The sequence below is a fragment of the Micromonospora sp. CA-269861 genome, assembly GCF_050948505.1.
GTDB lineage: Bacteria > Actinomycetota > Actinomycetes > Mycobacteriales > Micromonosporaceae > Micromonospora.
Genome location: NZ_CP192014.1, coordinates 2,639,043 through 2,663,087, shown reverse-complemented (window position 1 = coordinate 2,663,087; position 24,045 = coordinate 2,639,043). Strand labels below are relative to the sequence as shown.

At 69.7% G+C, this 24,045-nt stretch carries 20 protein-coding genes; 7 read left to right on the top strand and 13 right to left on the bottom strand.

The annotated features are described in order from the left end of the window. Positions 1–131: 131 nt before the first annotated feature. Positions 132–1,112 carry a LacI family DNA-binding transcriptional regulator gene (locus tag ACQP0U_RS12270; RefSeq protein ID WP_433318464.1) on the top strand — a complete coding sequence of 327 codons (981 nt, stop codon included), beginning with the start codon at positions 132–134 and terminating at the stop codon, positions 1,110–1,112. A gap of 53 nt (positions 1,113–1,165) precedes the next feature. Here ACQP0U_RS12270 and ACQP0U_RS12265 read toward each other — a convergent pair whose 3' ends face one another. Continuing rightward, the gene (locus tag ACQP0U_RS12265; RefSeq protein ID WP_433318463.1) at positions 1,166–1,939 is read right to left on the bottom strand and encodes a hypothetical protein; all 774 of its coding nucleotides are present in this window, start codon (positions 1,937–1,939) and stop codon (positions 1,166–1,168) included. 259 nt (positions 1,940–2,198) lie between these two features. Between ACQP0U_RS12265 and ACQP0U_RS12260 the strand changes: the two genes are divergently transcribed. The 3 genes from ACQP0U_RS12260 (at position 2,199) to ACQP0U_RS12250 (ending at position 7,199) form a co-directional block, all read left to right on the top strand. Further along, positions 2,199–4,046, top strand: a complete 1,848-nt coding sequence (locus ACQP0U_RS12260) for a glycoside hydrolase family 15 protein (RefSeq protein WP_433318461.1) — start codon at positions 2,199–2,201, stop codon at positions 4,044–4,046. Positions 4,047–4,170: 124 nt separating this feature from the next. Next, a complete protein-coding gene (locus ACQP0U_RS12255) occupies positions 4,171–4,725 on the top strand; it encodes a hypothetical protein (protein ID WP_433318459.1) in 555 nt (184 codons plus the stop codon). 284 nt (positions 4,726–5,009) lie between these two features. Beyond that, the gene (locus ACQP0U_RS12250) at positions 5,010–7,199 is read left to right on the top strand and encodes a HelD family protein (protein WP_433318457.1); all 2,190 of its coding nucleotides are present in this window, start codon (positions 5,010–5,012) and stop codon (positions 7,197–7,199) included. 138 nt (positions 7,200–7,337) lie between these two features. On the opposite strand, the gene ACQP0U_RS12245 is transcribed toward ACQP0U_RS12250, so the two are convergent. The 3 genes from ACQP0U_RS12245 to ACQP0U_RS12235 all read right to left on the bottom strand — a co-directional run bounded on the left by ACQP0U_RS12245 (position 7,338) and on the right by ACQP0U_RS12235 (position 10,146). Further along, positions 7,338–8,018: a hypothetical protein gene (locus ACQP0U_RS12245; protein WP_433318455.1), complete on the bottom strand. Its 681-nt coding sequence runs from the start codon at positions 8,016–8,018 to the stop codon at positions 7,338–7,340. A gap of 144 nt (positions 8,019–8,162) precedes the next feature. Next, complete coding sequence (locus tag ACQP0U_RS12240; protein ID WP_433318453.1) at positions 8,163–9,584, bottom strand: dihydrolipoyl dehydrogenase family protein; 1,422 nt, start codon at positions 9,582–9,584, stop codon at positions 8,163–8,165. Position 9,585: 1 nt separating this feature from the next. Then, on the bottom strand, positions 9,586–10,146 hold the full coding sequence (locus ACQP0U_RS12235; protein ID WP_433318451.1) for a hypothetical protein: 561 nt from the start codon (positions 10,144–10,146) through the stop codon (positions 9,586–9,588). A 168-nt stretch (positions 10,147–10,314) separates the two neighbouring features. On the opposite strand from ACQP0U_RS12235, the gene ACQP0U_RS12230 reads away from it, so the two are divergent. Beyond that, positions 10,315–10,923 carry a TetR/AcrR family transcriptional regulator gene (locus ACQP0U_RS12230; protein WP_433318450.1) on the top strand — a complete coding sequence of 203 codons (609 nt, stop codon included), beginning with the start codon at positions 10,315–10,317 and terminating at the stop codon, positions 10,921–10,923. A 47-nt stretch (positions 10,924–10,970) separates the two neighbouring features. On the opposite strand, the gene ACQP0U_RS12225 is transcribed toward ACQP0U_RS12230, so the two are convergent. After that, positions 10,971–12,209 carry a low temperature requirement protein A gene (locus ACQP0U_RS12225; RefSeq protein ID WP_433318449.1) on the bottom strand — a complete coding sequence of 413 codons (1,239 nt, stop codon included), beginning with the start codon at positions 12,207–12,209 and terminating at the stop codon, positions 10,971–10,973. A gap of 243 nt (positions 12,210–12,452) precedes the next feature. Between ACQP0U_RS12225 and ACQP0U_RS12220 the strand changes: the two genes are divergently transcribed. Further along, positions 12,453–13,682 carry a PQQ-dependent sugar dehydrogenase gene (locus tag ACQP0U_RS12220; protein WP_433318447.1) on the top strand — a complete coding sequence of 410 codons (1,230 nt, stop codon included), beginning with the start codon at positions 12,453–12,455 and terminating at the stop codon, positions 13,680–13,682. Between the two features lie 68 nt (positions 13,683–13,750). Here ACQP0U_RS12220 and ACQP0U_RS12215 read toward each other — a convergent pair whose 3' ends face one another. The 5 genes from ACQP0U_RS12215 to ACQP0U_RS12195 all read right to left on the bottom strand — a co-directional run bounded on the left by ACQP0U_RS12215 (position 13,751) and on the right by ACQP0U_RS12195 (position 19,999). Continuing rightward, complete coding sequence (locus ACQP0U_RS12215; protein WP_433318445.1) at positions 13,751–15,646, bottom strand: CocE/NonD family hydrolase; 1,896 nt, start codon at positions 15,644–15,646, stop codon at positions 13,751–13,753. Positions 15,647–15,759: 113 nt separating this feature from the next. Beyond that, positions 15,760–16,338: a TlpA family protein disulfide reductase gene (locus ACQP0U_RS12210; protein WP_433318443.1), complete on the bottom strand. Its 579-nt coding sequence runs from the start codon at positions 16,336–16,338 to the stop codon at positions 15,760–15,762. Beyond that, positions 16,335–16,754 carry a hypothetical protein gene (locus tag ACQP0U_RS12205; RefSeq protein ID WP_433318441.1) on the bottom strand — a complete coding sequence of 140 codons (420 nt, stop codon included), beginning with the start codon at positions 16,752–16,754 and terminating at the stop codon, positions 16,335–16,337. The genes ACQP0U_RS12210 and ACQP0U_RS12205 overlap by 4 nt, the downstream gene beginning before the upstream one ends. Positions 16,755–16,855: 101 nt before the next feature. Beyond that, a complete protein-coding gene (locus ACQP0U_RS12200; RefSeq protein WP_433318439.1) occupies positions 16,856–18,901 on the bottom strand; it encodes a M6 family metalloprotease domain-containing protein in 2,046 nt (681 codons plus the stop codon). Between the two features lie 180 nt (positions 18,902–19,081). Next, positions 19,082–19,999: a dihydrodipicolinate synthase family protein gene (locus tag ACQP0U_RS12195; RefSeq protein WP_433318437.1), complete on the bottom strand. Its 918-nt coding sequence runs from the start codon at positions 19,997–19,999 to the stop codon at positions 19,082–19,084. A gap of 258 nt (positions 20,000–20,257) precedes the next feature. Between ACQP0U_RS12195 and ACQP0U_RS12190 the strand changes: the two genes are divergently transcribed. Continuing rightward, a complete protein-coding gene (locus tag ACQP0U_RS12190) occupies positions 20,258–21,487 on the top strand; it encodes a PucR family transcriptional regulator (RefSeq protein ID WP_433318435.1) in 1,230 nt (409 codons plus the stop codon). Positions 21,488–21,528: 41 nt separating this feature from the next. On the opposite strand, the gene ACQP0U_RS12185 is transcribed toward ACQP0U_RS12190, so the two are convergent. The 3 genes from ACQP0U_RS12185 to ACQP0U_RS12175 all read right to left on the bottom strand — a co-directional run bounded on the left by ACQP0U_RS12185 (position 21,529) and on the right by ACQP0U_RS12175 (position 23,982). Next, positions 21,529–22,809, bottom strand: coding sequence for a serine hydrolase domain-containing protein (locus ACQP0U_RS12185; RefSeq protein ID WP_433318434.1), 1,281 nt, complete (start codon positions 22,807–22,809; stop codon positions 21,529–21,531). A gap of 104 nt (positions 22,810–22,913) precedes the next feature. After that, complete coding sequence (locus ACQP0U_RS12180; protein ID WP_433318432.1) at positions 22,914–23,381, bottom strand: DUF1877 family protein; 468 nt, start codon at positions 23,379–23,381, stop codon at positions 22,914–22,916. A gap of 4 nt (positions 23,382–23,385) precedes the next feature. Next, positions 23,386–23,982, bottom strand: a complete 597-nt coding sequence (locus tag ACQP0U_RS12175) for a MauE/DoxX family redox-associated membrane protein (protein WP_433318430.1) — start codon at positions 23,980–23,982, stop codon at positions 23,386–23,388. Positions 23,983–24,045: the final 63 nt, after the last annotated feature.

The window sequence follows — 24,045 nt, the reverse complement described above, 5'->3', positions numbered from 1 at the left end:
GGCCTGCGGCGAAGTTTTACAGTCATGTAACTTGATGTCAATCGGTATCGATAACGTTTTCGAGTCGGCGGCGACGCACCCCCGGCGGCAGCCCTATCATCATCGGCGTGGTGTTTCAGCAGCGTGTCAAGATGTCGGATGTCGCACGCACCGCCGGCGTCTCGGTTGCGACCGTCTCGAAGGTCGTCAATGGCCGGTACGGCGTGGCCCAGGCGACCGTCGAGCGTGTCCAGCGGGTCATCCACGAGCTCGGCTACGAGGCGAGCCTGGGGGCGCAGAGCCTGCGCAGTCACCGCACCAACGTGCTCGGCATTCTGGTCGCCGAGTTCGAGCCGTTCTCGACCGAGCTGCTCAAGGGGGCGTCCCAGGAGGTCGCGGGCAGCGGATACCAGCTGCTGGCCTACTCCAGCGGGGACGGCGAGGGCGCAGCCGTGGGGTGGGAGCGGCGCTCGCTCGCCCGTCTCTCCGGCACTCTCATCGACGGTGCCGTGATCGTCACGCCGACCGTGGTCGAGACCGAACACAGCTTCCACGTCGTGGCCGTCGACCCGCACACCGGGCCGTCCGACCTGCCCACCGTCGATTCGGACAACTTCGCCGGCGCCGTGCTGGCGACCAACTACCTGCTGTCCCTCGGCCACACGCGGATCGGGCACATCAGCGGACGCACCGACCTGAAGTCGGCGCAGCTGCGCGAGGCCGGCTTCCGCAGTGCGATGGCCGACGCCGGCGTGCCGGTGGACGAGCGGCTCGTCCGCGTCGGCGGGTTCCGGATCGAGAGCGCCGCCGGCACGGCCGCGGAGCTTCTCTCCCTCACCGACCGGCCGAGCGCGATCTTCGCGGGTAACGACCTCTCCGCGATATCCACTATGACAGTGGCCCGCGACATGGGCCTCTCGGTGCCCGACGACCTGTCGGTGATCGGCTTCGACAACGTACCGGAGTCGGCGCTGGTCAACCCACCGTTGACCACCATCATGCAACCGCTGCAGCGGATGGGCGCCGAGGCGTTGCGCCTGCTCATCGACCTGATCGCCGGCGTCGAGCGCGACACCCACATCCGGCTGCCCACCGAGCTGGTCATCCGTTCCTCCTGCCGCCCGTTGCGCTGACGCCCGGCGTCAGGCGCAGGACCGCGCCGCGCGCCCTCCGGCCTCCGCCAGCGCTACTCCGGGTAGGAGTCGTCGATCACCATCTCCCGGATCTCGACGATGCCGGGCCAGTACCGGGAGACCGGGTCGGTACCGCGGCGCAGCCAGAGGGTCGTACCGTCGGCGGCCGTCGCGGTCTCGATGACGTGGTCGGCGTCCGCCTCGATGCGGCCGACCTCGACCGCCCCCAGGCCGAGCCTCTCCCCCTCGGTACGCAGGTCGGCGCGGGCGAGGAACAACAGGGCCGCGCGGCCCGGGTCCACAGCGACCGCGGCGGGTTCGACGCGGGCCAGCCACGGCTCCAGCGCCTCCACGGTCGCGGCGATAGTGGTCGCCGGGGCGGCGACGAAGAGCCGGGCGACGACCTCGACCTCGGCCGGATCGATCTCCAGGGCGCGGTCGGGGGTGTGGCCGGTGCCGTGGGTCGCACCCTCCCAGCCCAGCTCCTGGTTGGCCCGGTTGATCACCAGGAAGGTGGCCGGCGGGTCGGACGGCGGGTCGAGGGTTTCGGCGTAGCGGACGTTCGGCGCGTAGAGGAAGTCCCGCTCGCGCCATCCGAAGCGGTGCAGCAGCGGGCGCGCCATGGCGTGCATGGCGCGTTCCTCGCTGGCCGCGACGAGGCAACCCGACAGCAGCACGTCCGCGCGCTCGACGTCGACATCCATCCCGTCGGCGCCGAGCTCGTCGGCGAGCGGGGCGTATCGGCGCAGAGTGGCGGCGGCGCTCGCGGTGCCGCGTTCCAGCCTGAGCATCGCCTTCATCGCGAACGGCGGCTTGCCCTTGGTCACAACTGCCTCTCATTCCGGTGCGAGCGGTTACGCGACGAGCAGGAACACGGCGATGCCGACGGTGGCCGAGTCCGATGATCTTCGCAGGGCCCGGGACCCCCCGCGACAGTCAGTCCGTTCTCGTCCGGGCGAGGTGACCCACCGGGCGGTCGAGCCAGGCTGGGGGCACGCGACAGGGTGGCGGAACGTGAATCTCACCTAAGTCGACAATTCTCCCCCTAGGTTCGATGCGCAGGACGCAGCCGAACCGGGGAGAGACGTGGACAGCTATCCGGCGATCGAGGATCACGGACTCATCGGCGACCTGCAGACCGCCGCGCTGGTGACGTGTGACGGGACTGTCGACTGGTTCTGTGCGCCGCGATTCGACTCGCCGAGTATCTTCGCCGCGCTGCTCGACAAGGACAAGGGCGGCTACTTCCGTATCGCGCCGCACGACGTGCGGTACGTGACCAAGCAGCTCTACCTCCCCGGCACACCCATCCTGATCACCCGGTTCATCAGCGCCGACGGTGTGGCCGAGGTGATGGACTTCATGCCGGTCACCGGCGAGCGGGCCACCGACGCGCACCGGCTGGTCCGCACCGTCACCATGGTCCGTGGCAGCATGCGCTTCAAGGTGGAGTGCCGGCCGCGGTTCGACTACGCCCGCGAAGAACATCAGCTGGAGCGCCACCACAACGGCTATGTCTTCCGCAGCCGATCGGCTGCGCTGACGTTCAACCCGGTCGACCCCGTGCGGCGGTTGATCTCCGAACAGGGTGACATCCACCTTGAGGGCGGCGACCTGGTCGCGTACGGCACGCTGAACGAAGGCGACACCGGCGGGGTGGTCCTGGAGACGGGCGGTACCGAGCCGCGCATCATCTCGCCGGAAGAGATCCAGGGCATGTTCGAGTGGACCCGGGACTACTGGCGGCGGTGGCTTGAACGCTCCCGCTACACCGGCCGCTGGCGGGAGATGGTCGAACGCTCCGCCATCACGCTGAAGCTCATGACGTACGCGCCGACTGGCGCGATGATCGCCGCGCCCACGGCCGCGCTGCCCGAACTGGTCGGCGGAACCCGCAACTGGGACTACCGCTACACCTGGGTACGCGACACGTCGTTCTCGGTGCACGCGCTGCTCGGCCTCGGCTTCACCGAGGAGGTCAGCAGGTACATGAACTGGCTGGACGAGCGGATCCGCGAGGCCGGCGACCACCAGGATCCACTCAAGATCATGTATCGGGTGGACGGCTCCTCCGACCTGCACGAGGAGGTGCTGGACCACCTGGAGGGCTACCGCGGCTCGCGGCCGGTGCGGATCGGCAACGGCGCCGCCGACCAGCTCCAACTCGACATCCACGGCGAGGCGCTCTACGCCATGCACCTCGCCGACGAGCAGGGCATCCGCGTGTCGCACCAGGTGTGGAAGAGCACCGTCCGGCTGGTCGACTGGCTCTGCCAGAACTGGGACCAGCCCGACGCCGGCATCTGGGAGAGCCGCCATCACCCCCGCAACTACACCTTCGGCCGGGTGATGTCCTGGGTCGCGCTGGACCGGGCCATCCGGCTGGCCACCCGCACCGGCCGCCCCGGGGACATGACCTGCTGGACCGAGCAACGCAACCGCATCTACGACCAGGTCATGGCCCGCGGATACGACCGGGGCCGCGGCACCTTCGTGCAGGCGTACGACGAGGCCGTGCTGGACGCGGCGCTGCTCGCCATGCCGGCGGTCGGTTTCGTCACGCCGAGCGACCCGCTGTGGCAGTCCACCCTGCACGCGATCGAGCGCGAACTGGTCTCCGACAGCCTGGTCCACCGGTACGACCCGGTCCACTCCCCCGACGGTCTCCCCGGCCACGAGGGCACCTTCAACATGTGCACCTTCTGGTATGTGGAGGCGCTGGCCCGTTCCGGTCGCCTCGACGACGCCCGACTCACGTTCGAGAAGATGTTCACCTTCAGCAACCACCTCGGCCTCTATGCCGAGGAGATCGCCGCGACCGGGGAGCAGATCGGCAACTATCCCCAGGCGTTCAGCCACCTCTCGTTGATCAATTCCGCGCTGACGCTCAACGACCTGCTCGACGCCGAGGCCGACGCCCGCCGCCGCCAGTAAGGCCGCACGCTGCGGTCAGCCGCCGTCAGGTGGCCCGCGTCGGGAAGGGCTTGACGCGCCCACGTCCATCGCGCATGGTCAATACGTATCGACAATCTCAAATGTATTGACGCGGGGAGAACTGATGAAGGCCTTCGTCACCACCGCCTCGGCCGCGGCCCTACTGCTCCTGTCCACGGGCAGCGCATCCCATGGCCAGCCAGCGGCCGACCCGCCCTGCACCGGACAGATCCACGCGAACCCGGGGTTCGAGCGCGGCACGACCGACTGGACCGCCGGCCCCCGCATCGTCGTGTTCGGTGACGCGACCCGGCCCGCACACACCGGCCACGCCTACGCCGCCTTCGCCGGGCTGGACGTGACGCGTACCGATTTGCTGCGCACCACAGTCACAGTGCCAGCCAACTGCGACCTGACGGTCCGCTTCTGGGTCCGGACCACCACGACCGAGACCAGCCGCGGTGACTACCTGAACGTCGGACTGGCGGTCACCGGGATACCCCCGAAGACGAGGTTCTCGCTGGCCTTCGACGGCGGGGCGCAGTGGCGGCAGTACGGCATGTCGAGCGGAACCGCGACGACCGCGCGCACCGCGACTGTCAGCTTCCTCGCCAGCGAGACGGCCGGCAACGGCGCCACGGCCTTCGACGTCGACGATGCGACCTTCACGTTGAGCTGACCTGAGCGGGGACCATCTCGGCAGCCCCGCCGCCGCAGTGACTCTCCTCGCGCCGCGCCCGCGCGCACTGGTCGGAACGCGCCCGCAGAACAGATAGAGACCGAACTGTCAATAAGCGAATCGGGATTGGTAGGCCACATACGGCCCGGGACCTGCAATGCATTGAGATACCCATCTCTGCCGGCGGAATTCCTGGCAGGCGAGGAAAACCAACCCTATGCTTGCCGCCGAATGCACTGCGGCTCATCCGGGGCCGAGGGGAACACCGATACAAGGATTTGCGAATGCGCCGGAAGTCTGCTCTGCACAACGGCACTGCTGGCGTCAGCGACGTAACACCGGACGGCGAACGACCCACCCCTACCGCTGAAGGCGTCGCGCTCCGATCCGCGGTCGCCGAGGAACAGGCGTTTCTGGACGTGGCCACGGCACGACGTGACAGGCTGGCCGACCACCTACAGGCCGAGCTGTCGTCAGAGGCCCTGGACGCGTTGGAGCAGGCCCGGCACCGCATGCTTCGCCAGCAGTACGAGGAGCTACGGCGAGCGCGGGAAGGGCTGGTCTTCGGCCGCCTCGACGGCCTTGACGGCACCGTGCGACACGTCGGCCGTGTCGGTCTCCGCAACGACGGCGAGGACGGTGAGCCACTGCTGGTGGACTGGCGCGCTCCCGCAGCCCGGCCGTTCTACACCGCGACGGCCGTCGACCCGCAGGGGCAGGCACGGCGCCGGCACATCCGTACCACGGGATCGACAGTCGTCGGCGTGGACGACGAGCCGCTGGACGGGACCATGACCGCGGAACTCGTCGGCGAGGGCGCTCTCCTGGCCGCCCTCGACCAACGGCGCACCGGTCACATGTCGACGGCGATCTCCACCCTGCAACGCGAACAGGACGACATCATCCGGGCTGAGGCGACCGGCCCACTGATCGTCCAGGGTGGTCCCGGCACAGGCAAGACAGTTGTCGCCCTGCACCGGGTCGCGTACCTGCTGTTCACCCACCGGAAGATGGCCGACCAGGCGGTCCTGGTCCTCGGCCCCTCACCGCGGTTCCTCCAGTACATCGCCCAGGTGCTGCCCGCGCTCGGCGAGACCGCCGTCGTCTCGGCGACCTGCGACACCCTGCTTGCCGACATCCGCGTGGGCCGCGACGAGAGCCGTCCTCTCGCCGAGATCAAGGGCCGCGCCCTGTGGCGGCCCGCGCTCGAAAGCTACGTCGCGTCGCTGCTCCCCCGACCCCGCGAGCTGAAGTTGCGCTGGGAGGGCGATTTCTACGCCATTCCGGCCGCAACGGTGGCACAGGCGCTCGCCTCGGCGGTGCAGGGACGCCCGTACCACCGCGCCCGCACAACGTTCGCCGAGCAGTTGCACCACCTCCTCGCCGATGTCGTCGCCGAGCAGCGCGAGGCGCTGATGGACGAGATGGAGGAGGGCTTCGAGGACATCCTCGCCCGCGTCGACAAGAGCATGGGAGATGACCGCCACTCCACCCGGACGTCCACCGGCAGCGACATCAACGGACTGCTCTCCGAGGAGGAGATCGAGCACCTCCGTAGTCGTATCGCCGAAGACGCCGCCATCGCCCGGTTCGTCGAGGCATGGTGGCCCACCCTCGACGCCGAAACGCTGCTGGGTGATCTCCTGACCGACCGCGCCCTACTGGCCCGGTTCGCCCCTCAGCTGTCCCCCGAGGAGATCACCGCCGTCGCAGCCGAGCCCGCCCCGTGGGCGTCGAGCGACATCCCGCTGCTCGACGCCCTCGCCGACCTGCTCGGCGAGGGCGGTGCCCCGCACCCGCAGGGCGAGTTCGTCGCCGACCGTGCTCGCCGACAGCGCGGCTGGGTGTACGGCCACGTCGTCATCGACGAGGCGCAGGAGCTGTCCGAGATGCAGTGGCAGATGGTCCTCCGGCGTTGCCCTAGTCGCTCCATCACCGCCGTCGGCGACATCGACCAGGCCGAGGCAGCACACCGGCACACCAGCTGGGCGCAGGCGGTGCAGGCTGCCTTCGGAGACCGCTGGACGGCCGCGGAACTCACCATCTGCTACCGGACCCCCCGCGAGGTCATGGACCTCACCGAACCGGTCCTGAAGAAGGCTGGCAGCCACAACACGCCGCCACGAGCGGTCCGCTCCTCCGGCATCGTCCCCTGGGAACTCCCCGTCACACCCGCTGAGCTTGCCGGCGCCGCCGCCGAAGCCGTGCGGGAGTTGCGACAGCGGTGGCACGGCGGCATGGTTGGCGTCATCGCCCCCGCCGGCCGCATCGCCGAACTCCTAGCCGTGCTGACTGAGGTGCCAGTACTCACCGCGACGCAGTCCAAGGGACTGGAGTGGGACGCGACGCTCCTCGTCGACCCGGAGGGCATCGCCGCCGAACCGCGCGGCTGGAACGGCCTCTACGTCGCGCTCACCCGATGCACTCAGGAACTCGGACAACTGATACTCACGCAGCATTCGCCACACCCATGACTTTCACGGAGGCTGCGAGCACCGCTGCCGACCGTCCGGGACGCACGCTGTTGTGCTGGACCAGGAACCGTCGTCTTCGGCCCTGTTCCGCTGCGGAGGCTCCTGGCCATCGGTTCACCATCGCACAAAGTGCCCTTCTCACGGTTCCACCTGGTGACGCACGACAGTCGCGTCCAGCGCCTCGACGAGGAGATCCAGCGCATCGCTGATGACCTTGAGGTAGTCGGCGGCCAGTCCACGCGTGTACGGCGTCAGGGCGTCGGACCTCGCGTGCGTGATCAGGTAGCTCGCCAGACCGTTGGCCCGGTCAGCGCCATCGAGAGCGCGGATGACAGTGGCCCACTGGGGCATCCCCGTCCGGGTGGCCAGCTGGCCGGCGCTGCCCCGCGTCAGGGGCCCGAACGCCTCCTCGACGTTGTCCATTGCAGTCGCGAGAGCGTCCCGCGCCTGGCGGAGATCAGCGACTTCAATCATGGCGACTCCCGCGGAACGGTTCGGCGGCCAGCGCCAGGAAGGAACACCGGCGAGTGCCTTTTGCGCCGCCGCCGCAACGGACGGCTCCCGTTCAAGTCCAACCGGCAGACGAGTCGGCAACGTCCCGGATGCCCCCTCCGCGCCAGGTGAATGAGCTGCCGCCAGCGCCTCGCGGGCCGCCCCCACGGACTGGGCGAATTCGATACTCGCGCCGAAGGCGTCGACCTTGTTCATCCGCTCGAAGAGATGGTGGACCCGGGAGCGGAACATAACCGCCAAGGCAACGACGAGCAGCGGCCACACCAACACCCGGACGTACGCGAGGACAAGCTCCGCCACACGCATGTCTCCATCGTGAACGGCCACCGCAAGGCCTACCAGCTCCGGTGCGTTTTCGTGGGCCGTACCGCCACTGTTTCCGTGCGCGGGCGGTGGACGGCGAGTCTCGTCCCGGCACCACTGGCGCCGGGACGAGTGCTCGGTTCCCCGTCAGCGGCCGTATGCCTCCAACAGCCGCAGCCACACCTCGCTGACTGTCGGGTACGCCGGAACCGCGTGCCACAACCGGTCCAGCGGGACCTCACCGACGACGGCGATGGTCGCGGCGTGGATCAGTTCCGCCACGTCCGGACCGGCGAGGGTGAAGCCGACGATCACCTTCCGGTCCTCGTCGACGACCATCCGGGCGTGCCCCTTGTAGCCATCGGCGTGCAGGGAAGCTCCGGCGACGGCACCGAGGTCGTAGTCCACGACCCGGATCCGCAGCCCAGCCGCCTCGGCCGCAGCCGCGGTCAAGCCCACCGACGCGATCTCCGGGTCGGTGAAGACCACCTGCGGCACCGCACGCTCGTCCGCCGTCGCCACATGCCGGCCCCAACGGCCGTCCTCGACCGCCGCGCCCTTCGCCCGGGCCACGATCACGTCGCCCACCGCCCGCGCCTGGTACTTGCCCTGATGGGTCAGCAGCACCCGCCGGTTCACATCGCCGGCGGCGTACAACCACTCCCCGCCACCCACGACGCGCAGCGTGTCGTCGACCGCCAGCCACGCGCCGGGCGCCAGCCCAATGCCGTCGAGGCCGATCTCCTGGGTGTTAGGGGTACGACCGATCGCCACCAGCACCTCGTCGGCCTCAACCTGCTCGCCGGAGGCGGTGCTGATGTGGACGGTGCCGCTGTCGTCGCGGCTGACGGCGACGGCCTCCGCACCGAGGCGTACCGACACACCCGCCTCGCGCAACGAATCGGTGACCAGTTCACCGGCGAACGGCTCCGCCGACGGCAACACCCCGTCGCGGGCCAGCACCGTCACCGACGACCCCAGAGCGGCGAACGCGGTCGCCATCTCGGCCGCCACCACACCACCACCGATGATGGCGAGCCGACGGGGAACCGACCTGGCCGCGGCGGCCTCGCGGCTGGACCACGGCGCCGCCTCCCGCAGCCCCGGGATGTCCGGCAACAGAGCGCTGCTGCCGGTCGCGACGACCACCGCGTGCCGCGCGGTCAGCCTCGTCGTGACACCGTCGGTGCCGGTCACCTCGACAACCCGGGCGGAGCTGATCCGGCCGTGACCACGGTGCAGCGCGATGCCAGCCGACTCCAGCCACGAGACCTGCCCGTCGTCCTGCCAGTGCGACGCGAAGGAGTCCCGCCGGGCCAGCACCGCGGCCTGGTCCAGGTCTCCGGTCACTGCCTCACGCGCACCCGGCAGTTGGCGGGCCGCCCGCAACGCCGAAGCGCTGCGCAGCAACGCCTTGGTCGGCATACACGCCCAGTACGAGCACTCACCACCGACCAACTCCCGCTCAACGATCGCGGCGGTCAGCCCACCCCGCACGACCCGGTCGGCGACGTTCTCTCCGACCGGACCGGCCCCGATCACGACGACGTCGTACTCGATGGTGGTCATATCAGTTGCCCTTTGCGGCGCGGCCGAGGCGGACAGCCGCGATGAGGAAGAAGATGGCGCCGGGAATGGCGTAGCCGGCCGCGTTGGTCAGCGACGGGTGATCCGCGGAAGCACCGACGATGAAGGACCCACCGGCCAGAACCGAGATGCCGCCGCTGATGATCATCGGCCACTGCCCGCCCATCCTCCGACGGGTGACACCGACGATCAACTGGACCAGTCCGGCGATGATCGCCCAGGCGCCCCACACCCGCAGGACGGCGGGAATACCGGACGCGCCCGCGACACCCAGTCCGACCGCCGTGATCAGACTCACCGCGATGTTCACGTACAGCAGGGCCGGCGAGCCGGTGGTCCGTGACGAACGGAGGTCGTAGATGGCGGCACCCACGTCGAACAACGGATAGAGCACGAACAGCGTCACCGCGAGCGGACCGATCTCCTTGGCGGTGGCGATCGTCACGAGTGCCCACACGATGGCGAACGCGAAGCGGACGAAGTACAGCCGCCGCAGTGCGGACGCGGTCTGGGAAATGCCGGTCGGGGCAGCAATGGTGGTCACGGGTGACCCTTTCAGCGGAGAGGTAGGGAGACCGAACGTTCTACCTACCCAGCATGGCAGGCTCAACCCCTATCGTCAAGACCGAACGTTCTATCCACCTTGGCGCCGCCGAACCTGACGCCGCTCGCGTCCATCAGACCGAACGTTCTATCCGCTAAGGTGGGTGGTATGACGCACGGCAAACCCGACACTCGGCCCTCTGAGGCGCGTCTGCGGCTGCTCACGACGGCAACCAGGATCTTCTACTCGGAAGGCATCCATTCCGTCGGCATCGACCGGATCATTTCCGAGGCGAAGGTGACCCGGGCGACGTTCTACCGGCACTTCCCCAGCAAGGACGATCTCATCCTCGCCTACCTGCGTGAGGTCCATGAGATGGAGCGCGACACGGTCGAGGCGGCCATCGCCACCAACTCATCGCCTGTCGAACCACTCCGGGCCATTGCCGGCTCCATCGCGCAGAACATCCAGTCCCCCGGGTTCCGTGGGTGCGCCTTCCTGAACGCCGCGGCGGAGTACCCCGGCGCGGACCATCCCGTACGCCAGGAGATCATCGCCCACCGGCAGTGGTTCCTGGACACCCTCAGCACGTTGATGGCGCAGGTGCACCAGGAGACCGCGGATCCCGCCGCGCGCCACTTCGTCATGCTCCGCGACGGCGCCATGGCCGCCGGATGCCTCTTCGACCCCGCGCTGGTGTCCGAGACCTTCCTCCGCGGCGTCGAAGGCCTTCTTCTGATCAATACCGAACGCCAGTCGACCGAATCCGCCGACTAGCTGCCCGTGGCGTCTCCACGTGGTCGCAGGTCGGCCACAGCACGCTGTCACGCCTCGGAATCGCGAACGTCGGATGCCTCCCCCCGCCCGATCGGCGAGGCGGGAAGCTCCAGCGACTGTCCCGAGCTGCGCCGCGCGTCGAGCAGCGCGACCAGGGCCAGCACTCCGGCCACCACGCTCAGCCCGACCATCGGCCTCCAGTAGACCAAGGCCGGCGTGGACAACAGCAGAGCCACCAGTCCGATCAGGCGGGAACGGGAGATCCGGCCAAAGATCTCATACTCCAGCCGCATACCGGCGACGAGAAAGAGCAGTGGACCGCCCACCACGAACAGGAGCCAACTGGGCCGCGGCGCCCCGAACGGATGGTCGATCACCAGTTCGTAGCCGACCGCCGTGACGAGCACGCTGAGCACGATCAGCAGATGCGTCCGTTCCGAGGCCGTGCCCAGCCGGCCGGGCATGACCACCCGTTCCAACGCATCGGTCAACAGCAGACCGGCGCGGTGGAAGTAGATCCGCCAGAGCAGGGCGCTGGTGGTGAACGCGACCGCGAAGGCGGCTGCCCGCTCGGCGGAATAGTCCGCGCCGCTGAAAACCACGCCGATGACCAGGATCGACTCACCTAGTGCGATGAGAAACATCTGCTGGTAACGATCGGCGAGGTGCGTCCCCGCGATCCGCCAGCGACTCACCTTCGAGACCCCGAGCCACGGCAGCGGCCAGCCCAGGGCCCAGGCGAGGTAGTCGACGGCGAGGGCGGCAGCCCACAACGGCAGACGAAGTCGGTCCGGACCCAACGCGCCGGCCAGCCACAGAGGCGCGCTCACCACAGCCCACACGGCAAGCCGGAACGGCACCAACCGTCGCGGGTGGCCACGCAGCGCGGCGGCGATCACCAGCGGCCGCACCACCATCACCATCAGGTACGCCACCGCGAACGGCAACGCACGCTCCTCCATGGCACGCGGCAACGTCACCGCCATGATCAAGCCGGAGAACATGGTGCCGATCACGACGGCCTGGATGATCGGCTGCTCCGGTTCGTAGCGACTGGTGATCCAGGCGGTGTGCGACCAGATCAACCAGAGCGCCAGAAAGAGCAGCAGGGTACGTCCGAACCCCGTGACGAGCGCCCAGCCAGTGTCATCGCTCAGGTCGGCGAATCGTTGCGAGACCCGGGTGAGGGCCACAACGAAGGCCAGGTCGAAGAAGAGCTCCAGGAACGTCGCCCGACCCGAACTGGTGGGAGGACGCAGCAGTTCGGCACCCCGCCCCGCTGCCATCGTCCGCCTCCGTCCGCCCCTGTCCCCAACGAGCCGGCAGCCGGACGAGTTGCGTCACTCCTCATCCGGCCGCAACGACACCTGGTGCAGCCGCTCGCGGGAGATCAGCGACGCCGCCTCTGTGTCAGGGCCTGGGTGACGGACGGGAGGCGGCATGACATCGGTTGGATATTGATCCAAGCCGATGTACCGTGGGAACGCTCCCAGAATAAATCCACCACCTACTTACTCGAGGAGCTGCACATGTCACGACCGCGTTATCGCCCGGCCACCATGCTGGCCGGGCTGCTCGTGCTGGCCCTGGCTGCGTCCCTGATGCCACCGGCGGCGGTGGCCGGCACCGCCGCGGCCAGCAAATCCCTCCCCCGCGCTGCGCCACTCGCTGAGCTGACCGTGGTGTCCGAACGGGTGGCTTTCGGTCTGCAGCGTCCCATCGCGATCACCGGGCTGCCGGATGGCCGGATGCTGATCGCGGAGAAGAACGGCACCGTCCGCGCCTACCACCCCGACACCGGGTTGGCGGCCGAGCCGGTGCTCGACCTGTCCGCCCGCATCGACACGTCGGACAACGAGCGCGGTCTGCTCGGCATCACGCCTGCGCCGAACTTCGCGCGGACCGGGATCCTCTACGTGGCGTACACGAGCCTTCCGGCCGGCGCGCTGACCCTGGCGCGAGTGCCTCTCGGCGCTCCCAGTCGGGTGCAGGTGCTGCTGACGCAGGAGCACGCCGAGTACGGCAACCACAACGGCGGACAGGTAGCCTTCGGCCGCGACGGCTACCTGTACTGGTCCCTCGGCGACGGCGGCTACGCGAACGACCCGTTCAAGAGCGGTCAGAACCTCGGCACCCTGCTCGGCAAGATCCTGCGGATCGACGTCAACCGCACCTGCGGGGGCAAGCCCTACTGCGTACCCTTCGACAACCCGTTCGTCCGCACGGCGGGCGCGCGACCGGAGATCTGGGTCTACGGGCTGCGCAACCCGTGGAAGTTCTCCGTCGATCCGGTCGACGGCTCGCTGTGGATCGGTGATGTCGGCCAGGGCCTGATCGAGGAGATCAACCACATTCGCCCGTCCCAGCGTGGGGCGAACCTCGGTTGGTCCTGCCGAGAGGGCACGCCGGTCTTCGACGAGACGCAGTGCCGGCCGGGTGTGCGGCTCACCGACCCGGTCGTCGAGTACGACCACTACATGACGGAGAACTGCTCCATAATCGGCGGCCTGGTGTACCGGGGGTCGGTCACCCCGGAGGCGCGGGGGACCTACATCGCGAGCGACTACTGCTCGACCCGCGCTTTCGCCGTGCGTCCCAAGTCCACGGGTGGTTACGAGTCCGCTGAGATCGGCACCTTCCCCACCCAGCCGACGGCGTTCGGCGCCGATGTGAACGGCGAGGTGTACGTGCTCAGTGACCTCCCGGGGTGGCTGAGCAAGGTGCGGTTCGAGCGGGTCCAGCCCGCCTCGGTCCGCTGACCCTCGGAACCATCCGCAGTACCCGTGGGGACGGCCGCCGTTCGGGCGGCCGTCCCCCGGTCAGCCGGTCAGAGACCGGCGGCGTGCGCGGCGGCGGTGCCGCCGACCACAGGTAGGACGATGTTGCTGCTCTTCAGCGCGACCTTCAGGTTCGCGGCGGTGGTGTCCGCCTGGCTGGAGTACTGCGGGTAGCTGGCGACGATGATCACGCCGATCCGGTGGCCGGGCTTGAAGACATAGTCCTCCGGCAGCAGCGGGAAGCTGAAGTTGTACGACTCCCCCGGCACCAGCGGCACGCCGACGCGGATCGACTGCCGGTTCTGGGCGTCCATGATGCCCTTGGTGACCAGCTCGTAGTCGGCGGTGGCCACCCGCTTCGTCGTCTGCTTGTAGCAGCCGTCGTCGGTCGGGCTGGTCTGGCCCCAGCAGTCCTCGGTGGTCAGGGTGATGATTCCCTCGCCGGAGGCCCGGTGGGCGACCCGCTCGTCGGTGCCGTAGTCGACCAGGATCGCCCCGAGGTTGGTGTCGGCCTGGTCGGCGGAGGCGCGCAGTTGCACGGTGGGGGTGCCGGAGATGTGCAGCGGCGCGGTGAGTGGCGCGGAGAGGAAGGCCAGCCGGTTGGGCTGCACCACGTCCGGGTTGAGGATCATGGTGTTCTGGCTCTGCGTACGGCTGTCCTGGAACGCCCCGGTCGCCGGCTTCGCGGTGGGCACCAGCCCGAGACCGCCTGCGCCGGTCGTGCCGGGCTGGAGGAACACCTCCGTGTCGGCCTTGCCCGGGACCGGCCAGTCGGCGTGGGTCTCCCACACGTCGGCGGACCGCTCCAGGTCCACCCGCGGCTCATCCATGATGCCGTTGGCGACGTTCTGCAGCCAGAAGTCGAACCACCGGTGCAGCGTCGACACCCACACCGCGCGGCGCGAGTCGAACGGGTCGACGTGGCCCTCCTGCGACAGCCACAGCTTGCGCGGCACGTTGTTCTCCGCCAGGGCGTACCAGAACTTGCTGAAGTGGTCCGGCCGGACGTTGTCGTCGTTGAGGCCGTGGTAGAGCAGCACGCTGGCGGTGACGTTGGGGACCTTCTTGACGTAGCTGCGCTCGTTCCAGAACGACGTGTAGTCGCCGTGCTCGTCGCCGTCGGCGGCCCCGATCGCGTCGCGCACCGGTTTGCAGTAGTCCCGGCGCTCGGGGTTGGTGACCGTGTTGGCCAGCGACGACACGTAGCTGTTGCCGCGGGTGATCACACCGTTGCTGCGCACGTAGTCGTAGTACTCGGTCGGTCCGCTGATGGGCACGACAGTGGTCAGGCCCTTCACGCCGGTCACCGCCGTGGCCATGGCCAGCGAGCCGTCGTACGACTTGCCGATCATCCCGGTCTTGCCGTTGTGCCAGTCCGCCGTGACGATCTCACCGGCGGCGTTACGGGCGGTGGCCCGGCCGTTGAGCCAGTTGATGGCCTGCTTGGCGCTCAGGTTGTCCTGGTTGGCGTTGGTGGTCGGGCAGCCGGTGGAGTTGTTGGTGCCGACCATGTCCAGCAGGATGACCGCGTAGCCGCGCGGCACGAAGTAGTTGTCGTAGAACAACGGCCACTTGTCCAGCAGCCCGTCGCCGTCGAGGTCCGCCTTGCACTCGGACTCGTTGCCCCGGCAGACCGTCGAGTAGTAGGGGCTGGCGTCCATCACCACCGGGGCCTTGAGCCCTTGTGCGGTGGCCGCCGGGCGCATCAGGTCGAACGCGATGATGTCGCGCAGACCGTCGTTGTCGCTGTCGAAGGTGGAGTCGATGAAGAGGCGTTCCCGAATGGCGTCGGCGTAGCCGAACACCGGCTGGGTGACACCGTCCTGGACGACGATCGACGGCGGGCTGTCCGCCGCCAGCGCCTGCGGCGCCGCGCCGAGGGCGGCGAGCACCGCCGCGGACAGTACGGCCACGCCTCTACGCCAGCGCGTTCCCACTGTAGCCATGCAGTCTCCTTGATATGTCCGAGGCTGCCGACGCTACGAGCCGGTGGCCGGTGCCACCACCTGCACGTGTAGGAACTTCGTCGGGTGTGGTTCGACGGGGTGCGGGCGACGGACTACGACTGGCCGGCCAGCACCAGTTCCCGCAGCCGCCGGTCGAGTGTCGGGGCGTCCAGGCCACCGGGCCAGCCGCGGAGCAGGGCGCCACCCTTGGCCACCAGCACGACGGCCGGGGGCTCCCGGACCGCGTACGAACGCCAGATCGTCTGCCCCTCGTCCAGGACGACCGGATACTCCACCCGGTGCGCGCGGAGGTAGTCCTGGACCTCGTCGGCCTGGTCCGCGCCGGCCACTCCGACGAAGACCACCCGGTCCCGGTAGCTGCGGGCAAGCTCACTGAGGGCGGCCTGGCGGCTGGCGCAGGTGGTGCACCAGGAGCTGAAGAAGGTGAAAACGACGGGGCGCTGCGCCCACAGCTCGGCGGCGGCGAACGGTGTGCCGTCGGTCAGCGCGCCGGTGAACGCCGGGGCGGCCGGGGCGCCGCCGGGCGCCGGGCGCAACGCCAGGTCGGCGGGGACCGGCCCGGGCAGCGCCGCCGCCCCTCCGACGGGCGCCGGCGTGGGCTCGGGCTCGGGCGTGCTGCATCCGCCCAGCAGCGCCACCGCCAGCACCAGCGGCAGGAGTGCCCGCCTCATGACGGGACCACCGCGACCAGCGCCGGGCCCTCGCTGCTGTCCGGTGTCAGGTCGAGCGCCGGCCGCCCGTCCACCTCCAGCCGGTAGGAGGCCCGCTGCGGCACGCGCACTCCGACGGCGAACTCACAGTAGGTGGGTAGCCGCTCGACCCCCAGGTCCTCGGCGAAGGCGGCCACCGAGGTCCCCGCCGGCAGCTGCCCGGTGGCCAGCGCCGCACCGTCCGGGTCGAGCACGCGGAACGGCGCCCGGTTGTGGAAGTGCTGGTAGGGACCGGTACCGGCGCAGTCCACGCCCGCGGCCCGGATGTTGATGTCGCGAACCAGGACCCGGACGGTCGTCGGGGAGACCGCCTCCTCGGCGGCGCCGACGGCACCGCAGCCGGTCGCGCCGGCCAGCAACAGGGGCAGCAGAGTCATGGCGCTTCGCCGCACATCATCCTCCTCTCACCCGCCTGCCCGGGTCCGCGGCGGCAAGCCGCCGCGGACCCGGCAGGAACGGGGTCAACCTCGGGCGCCGGTCAGGACTTCTCGACCCGGCATTGCTTGGTCACCGTCTTCGTCGGGTCGCTCTCCGAGGTCGCGGTGAGCTTCACGAAACCGGTGGCCGCGGCGGCGGCGGTGGCACCCACCGACACCTCGACCGTGGTGGCCTTGCCGAACTGCGCGGTCGCGAGCTGGTTCGGCAGCCAGGTCCGCCAGCCCTTGCCGGCCACCTCCGCCGACAGGCGGTAGACGTCCGACTTCAGGTACGCGCTGACGTTCTCCGGGTGCTGCTGCCCGCCGGCCGAGTACGAACCGGTGTTGGTCAGCTCGAACGAGCAGGTCACCCCGCGGTTGGTCGGCTTGCCGCCGCCGGTCACCTCGCCCTTGCCCAGCGCCACGTCGTGGCTGCTCGGCCCGCCGGTGCCGTCCAGCGAACGCACCGCCACCGTGTAGGAGAGCGAGCCGGCCGAGTCCCGCTTGAGGTTGATGATGTAGAAGTGCAGCCGGTTGGCCTCGTCGACGTACTCGTACTGGCTGCCGGTGTCCGCGCCGGCGTGGAACAGCGCGTCGGAGAGCTGCCGGTAGTCACCCATGGTGATCTTCTGCGGGGTGCCGTCCGGCCGATAGAAGTCGATCATGTCGATGTCCTGCGGGTTGGCGTCCACCACCCACTGGAACGGCGCGCTGTCGGCGTTCTTCGTCTTGCTCAGCAGCACGCCACTGTCCGGGGTGAAGGAGTCCGCGCCCATCCGGTCGACGACCTCGACGGTGTAGTTGTTGAAGTTGCCACCGTCGCACAGAGGGTCGGTGCTGACACCACACGCGGGCGACAGATCCTTGTTCAGCGCGATGTTCACACCGGTCAGGCCCTTCGGACCGGCGTCGACCGCACGCGCCGTGACCTGCGCGACCACCATGCCCGTGGAGGCCAGCGACTCCCGCGACAGCCGCAGCACGTGCTCCTCACCGAGCAGGCCGATCTTGAGCTTGTCCCGCACGGTGTGCAGCGAGCCCATCGAGCCGCCGTTGGTCGGCGGAATCTGCCAGCGGGTGTGCGGACCGCCCGGGCCGTTGAACGACCCGCGCGACATCATGCTCCAGATCCCCGTGTACGCCCTGCGCAGCGGCTCGCCGTACGGGTTGTTGTAGTTGTCGCCGATGCCCAGCAGGTGGGTCAACTCGTGGGCGTAGACGCCCATGCCGGAGCTCTCCCCCTGCGTCGAGGAGCCGCCGCCGGCGTTCGGCCACAGTGCCGCCGCCGCCTTCCACGAGGTCCAGTCCACGTAGCGGGTCTTCGCCCAGTTCGGCAGGTTGGGGTCCGGCGGGCCCCAGGCGTCCGGCACGTCCTCCTTGTTCTGGAAGATCATCTGCCCGAACTCCTGCCAGGTCGACGACTCGTCCTGGCCGGCGCTGAGGATGAACACCAGCTCGTACTGGTTGGCGACCTCCTCGCCGACGGCCGCCCGCCAGGCGCCCAGGCCGTCGGTGCGGATGTTCTTGCTGCACACGTCCCCGCTCGGACAAGCGCCCGGGTTGAACCCGTTGTCCAGCCCGTACTGGTAGGACTTCGCCGGCATCTGGTACGGCCCGAACCCGGCGAGGTCGACGCCGTAGCGGCCGTTGGAGTCCTGCATCCAGTACTCGTGCAGGGTGTGGCCCTTGTTGAGGGTGTTCGGGGTGTTCAGGAAGTCCTGGTAGAACTTCGGCACGTCCGCCCGGGGAATGTTGGTCGCGACGGACTGGGGGTTGCCGAAGACCGTCGAGCGGGCCCGCTGGGAGACCGCGAACGTCTCGTCAGGATAGTCGAGCGCCACCAGGGCGATCTTGAAGTTGCGGACCGAACCCGACACGCTCGGGTCGGCCCAGTTCTTGCCGGGCACGGCCTTGTAGTCGTTCCAGGTCATCGTGTCCGGGTTCTGCCAGGCCTGCGGGTCCAGGACCTGGAACGGCGCGGTGCCGCCGGCCGGGTTGGCCGGGGCCGCGGCGGCCTGCGCCGCCCCGGTCGCCACGAGCGTGGTAGCCACGGCTGCGGCCAGCACGGCCCGCCTCAGCCGGGTTCGGTGGGGGGTAGCACGGTGCACGGAACCACCTCTCGTCGGAGGGAACGCGGTGCCGGCGTCCCGGTGGGGGCTTGTCGCGGAACACCTGTCAGCAGGCCGCGCAGCGAATCTAGGAGGGCGGGCCGGTGCCGGTCACCGTGCAGATGTCGGCAGGTGGGCCGGCGACTTCCGACACCTGAAGGACCGGCGCCCACCGGCGGATCAGCCAGGGCCGGCCCCGGAAGCCGGTTCGGCCGTTGCCGCGAGGGCCCGCAGCACGTCCCGGCGCACCCGGTCGGTGGCGGGCCCGGGCAGGGGCCCACGCGGTGGACGGCACCGCCCGCCGAACCGCCCGGCGCACTCCATGGCGAACTTGACGGCCTGCACGGCTTCCGGCCGGGAGGCCCAGCCGAGGATCGGGTGCAGCTCGGCGTAGAGCGGCAGCGCCCGGCCCAGGTCGCGGGCGACGCACAACTCGTACAGGCGCACGGCCTGGCGGGGCAGCGCGTTGGGCAGTGTGGCGACCCACCCCGTGGCGCCGCACAGCACCAGTTCGAGCACCACGTCGTCGGCGCCGACCAGCACGTCGACGTGCGGGCAGAGGTCCCGCAGACGATGCAACCTGCGTACGTCGCCGGTGACCTCCTTGACCGCGACGATCCCGTCGATCTCGGCGACGGTGGCCAACAGGTCCGGCGTGAGGTCCAACCGGGTGTCGTACGGCTCGTTGTGGGCGACCACCGGCAGGCCGACCGCCGCCACCTCCCGATAGTGGGCGACCACGTCGGCGGCGCGGGCGGCGGGCCCGTCGGGTGGCCGCGCGAGCACGCCGTGGGCGCCGGCCTCGGCGGCCTGCTCCGCCCAGCGGCAGGCCTGCCTGCTGCCGTAGCCGCCGACGCCGGGCACCACCGCGCAGCCGGACGGCGCGGCCTGCACCGTCGCCTTCACCACGGCCGCCCGCTCGTCGTCGGAGAGGGCCCGGTACTCCCCCATCGACACGCACGGCGCGACGCCGTGACAGCCCTCGGCGGCGAGCCAGCTGACGTGTTCCTGGAGCCTGTCGAAGTCGACCGACAGGTCGGCGCGGAACGGCGTGGTGACGGCGACCAGCACGCCCCGCCAGGGCCGACCAGTTCCCACTCGGAACTCCCCTTTCCGCGCCGGCACCGCCCACCATCCCACCCGCACCGTGCGCGGCGGCGCTGGTGCGGTCCGTACCGGAACCCTAGGAACGTCTGTCGCCCGGGGTCTTCGGACAGATGCCGGAACCGTCACGTCGCCGCCCGTCATTTTTGTCGCGACTTCGACAGTGGACCTTGCGCGATGACCCACCCGCACCGGAGGGTAAGGACTGGCGGTCGCGCGATCCCTGTCACGCAGCGCAACCTGGGGAGTTACATGCACGGTGAGCTCCAGCGAATCGTCGACGCCGTCGCCGCCCGGGTGGGGCGACCCGCCCTCATCGAGGACCGGCGACAGCGGGTGGTCGCCTACAGCGAGCACGACGGCCCGATGGACGACGTCCGCCGGACGTCGATCCTGCGCCGGCAGACGACGCCAGAGGTGATCGCCTGGTTCCGAGCCATGGGCGTGATCACGGCGCACGCTCCGGTCCGCACCCCTGCGTGCGCCGAGCTGGACCTGCTGGCGAGGGTCTGCGTGCCGATCCGGCACGACGACCTGCTGCTCGGGTTCGTCTGGTTCATCGACGCGGACGGTTCGATGACCGACGCCGACATCGCCACCGCGACCGGCCCCTTCGCCGACCTGTCGCTGGCCCTGTACCGGGAGAACCTGCTCGGCGAGCTGGCCGCGCAGCGGGAGACGGAGGCCACCCGCACCCTGCTGGTGGAGAGCCGGCAGGCGCGCGAGCACGCGGCGCGGGCGCTGCTGGAGGAGGGCGTGGTGGTCGCCGACGGGTCGACAGTCGCACTCGTCGCCCAGCTCGTGCCGGCCGGCGGGCGGCAGCCCGACGAGGTGGCCCGGATCGCCCTGGAACAGGCCCTGGTCAACACCCGCCGGTGGATCGGGGTACGGGAGACGCTGCACCTCGTGTGGCACGACCACGGAGTGCTGCTAGTCTGCGGCGACCGGGTCGCCGGCCGCCCCTCGCCCGAAGCCTCCGCCGGGCACCTCGACGAGGCGCTGAGCACCGCGACCCGGGGCCTGGCCTCGGTGGAACGCACCGTGACCGGGATCGGCCAGCCGCGCGCCGGGCTCTCCAGCGCTGTCGAGTCCTATCAGGAGGCCGCGCAGGCCGCCCGGGTCGGTACGCAACTGCCCGCACTGGGTCGAGTGGTCTCCTGGGCCGGTCTGGGCATCTACCGGGTGTTGTCGCAACTGGACAGTCAGCACCTCGACGTCGCGGGCGTCCATCCCGGGCTGGAGCGGCTGTTACGCGACGATGCCCACCAGGTGCTGCTGGAGACCCTGGAGGCCTACCTCGACCTGGCGGGCAACGCGCATGCCACCGCCGAGAAGCTCCGATTGCACCGGACCACCCTCTACTACCGGCTGCAACGGGTGGAACAGCTCGCCGGGACCGATCTCAAGGACGGCAACGAACGGCTGTGCCTGCACCTGGCCATGAAACTCGGACGGCTCAGCGGCCACTACCGCACGGCGTGACCCCGCCGGCCGGCAGGCGGGGCCGACCGGCGCGGCGGGAGTCACGCGAGGTATTTCGACCAGAGGTTGTGAGTCGGCCAGCTGGTCACCGCGCGGGAGGCGGCCCAGAGTGCGGGGTCGATGTCGCCGTAGGTCAGCCCGGAGGGGTCGTCGCGCCGATTGAACACAGCCGCCCAGCTCAGTCCGTGGTAGGTGCGGGCCACGATGCTGTACGTGCCCGGCAGGCTGCCGACGTGCCAGGTGTTCCGTCCGGTGCCGCCGGTCGTGACCGGACGTACCTGCCATCCGAGGCCGTAGTACCAGCCGTTGGCGTTCACACCTGTCGGGTTCGGCACCGCCCAGGCCCGGCCCAGCGAGGTGCTGTTCAGGATGGGGCTGCCGCTGTCGAAGGCCGACGCCCAGCGCACCAGGTCCACGGCCGAGGCGATCCACCCGCCGTTGGCGTCGTGCAGTCGCATGTTGAACGTGCCGTACGGGGCGTCGACGATGGCGCCGGAGTTGTCCAGCACAGTGGTGCCGTCGTACTGCGACGCGTACCCGACCTCACCGGTGTGCCGGGCGATCGAGTCACCGGTCACCATCCGGGTGATGCCCATCGGGGCCAGCAGTTTCTGCCGGACGTAGGTCTCGTAGGGCTGCCCGGTCACCGCCTCGATCACCCGGCCGGCCAGGAGGTAGCCGTAGTTGCTGTAGGCCACGTACGAGCCGGGGTCGTGCAGGAGTGGCTGGCCGGACATGAACCGGATGACGTCGGCGTGGGTCAGCCCCAGCGGCACGCCGAGCGACCGGGCGATGATCAGGTCCTTGAAGAGGGGGTCGAAGTTGGTCGCGTCCCGGTCCCAGCCGCCGGTGTGCTGCAGGATTCGCCACAGGGTGACGTTGGCCAGCCGCGGGTCCACCGCCTGGCCGGCCGGTGGGGTCAGGTCGACGTACTTGCCGACCGGGTCGCCGAGGCTGAGCTTGCCGTCCTGTACGAGCCGGAGCAGCGCCGCCGCGGTCAGGGATTTCGACAGACTGGCCACCCGGAACAGCGACGTCGGCTGGATCAACGCGGATTGGTCGCTGTAGCCGCAGGCCAGCACCAGCCGACCCTTGTAGGTCACGGCGAGCTGCCCGGCGGAGATGTGCCTGGCCTGCATGTAGGTCTTCATGGCGCTGTCGAAGGGCGACAGAGAGGCCGCCGTCGTTCCGGTGGTCACCATGATGGGCGGCGGTGCCGCCCGGCCGGGCGAGCCGCCCAGTGCGGCGCCGGTAAGGGTTCCCGCGCTCGCCGCGCCCACCAGTTTGCCGAAGGCGCGCCTGCTGACAGTCGTCCCGTTCATGCCTTGCCCTCCAAAAGATCACGATCAGCGGCAGGCTACGCGACGTGATCTTCCAACGGTGTCCCGTGAAGAACAGTGGCGCAGCCTGTAGAGCAGGACACGGCTCAGAAGTTGAAGCTCCGGATCGCCGCGCCACCCGAGGTCGCCGTCGCCTCGACGAACGTCACCAGCGCCTCGTAGCCGTCCCGTAGGAATTTGTGCTCGTCGTCGTCCCAGAACCGCCCGTTGGGGTAGACCTCCTCCTCGCTCAGTTTCTCCGGGTCGTAGTGGCCGGCCAACGCCTCGAACGGAAGCGCACTCAGGGTTCGGGCCACGTGGGCGACCATGTCGTCGTTCCAGCCGACGATGCTCAGGCCGTCGTCGCCATTGGCGATGACGCAGGTGGCGTCCTGGTAGATATCGACATCCGCCCCCGCGGCGTCCAACAGGAACTGGATACCGGCCCAGGCCTTGCCGAGATAGCAACACGGTCGGTCGTCATCGAGCAGGCACTCCCTGGCCCACCTCGGGTCCACGATCGCCCGGTTCAGCTCCTCGGCGGTCACCTGGGTGAACCACAGGGTCATGCTCATGACTTCACCACTTCCCCGTCGTTCGGTCGTATCGGCGGCTCTCGTGGGCCCGATGGACGCTCGTTACCGGGGTGACCGGCGAGAAGAGCACGGCGAGATCGTCGAGACGGACGACGATGAGCGCGCCCACCACCCCGAGCGGCACGGCCAGCACTGCCGTCCGGGTGGTCACCGCGGGGTCGCCGAGTGACGCGTACGCGCCGACCCCGGCGACCACTGTCAGCACGATGTTGCGGGCGAGGTGATGTCGACCGAACGGGGCTGCGGCGGTTTCGCCGAAGCACCGGCAGGACGCCGGCGTACCGCGGTGGAGAACCGCAGCGACTGCCACCGTGAAGGTCGCCAACAACGCCGCCGCGACCAGGAAGGCGACAGTGGTCAGTGCGGCGACGGGCAGCGGCACCAGCAGCAGGGGCACCGTCGCCTCGGCCACCGCCACCGCCGCCGCGACCGGAACGACCACCCGTTCCGGCAGCAGGCGCATGCTCCGCAGCGAGTCGGCGAACGCCCGGAACGCGATTCGCCCCCGGAGCTTGCTCGCGGCCGAGGCCAGGAAGACCAGGGCGAGCAGGCAACCGCAGAACACCAACAGGTACGACATGTCTTCTCCTCTCTGCCGCTCGGCGTCGCCGTGCGGGCCCGGACGGCGGGCTGCTCACTCCGC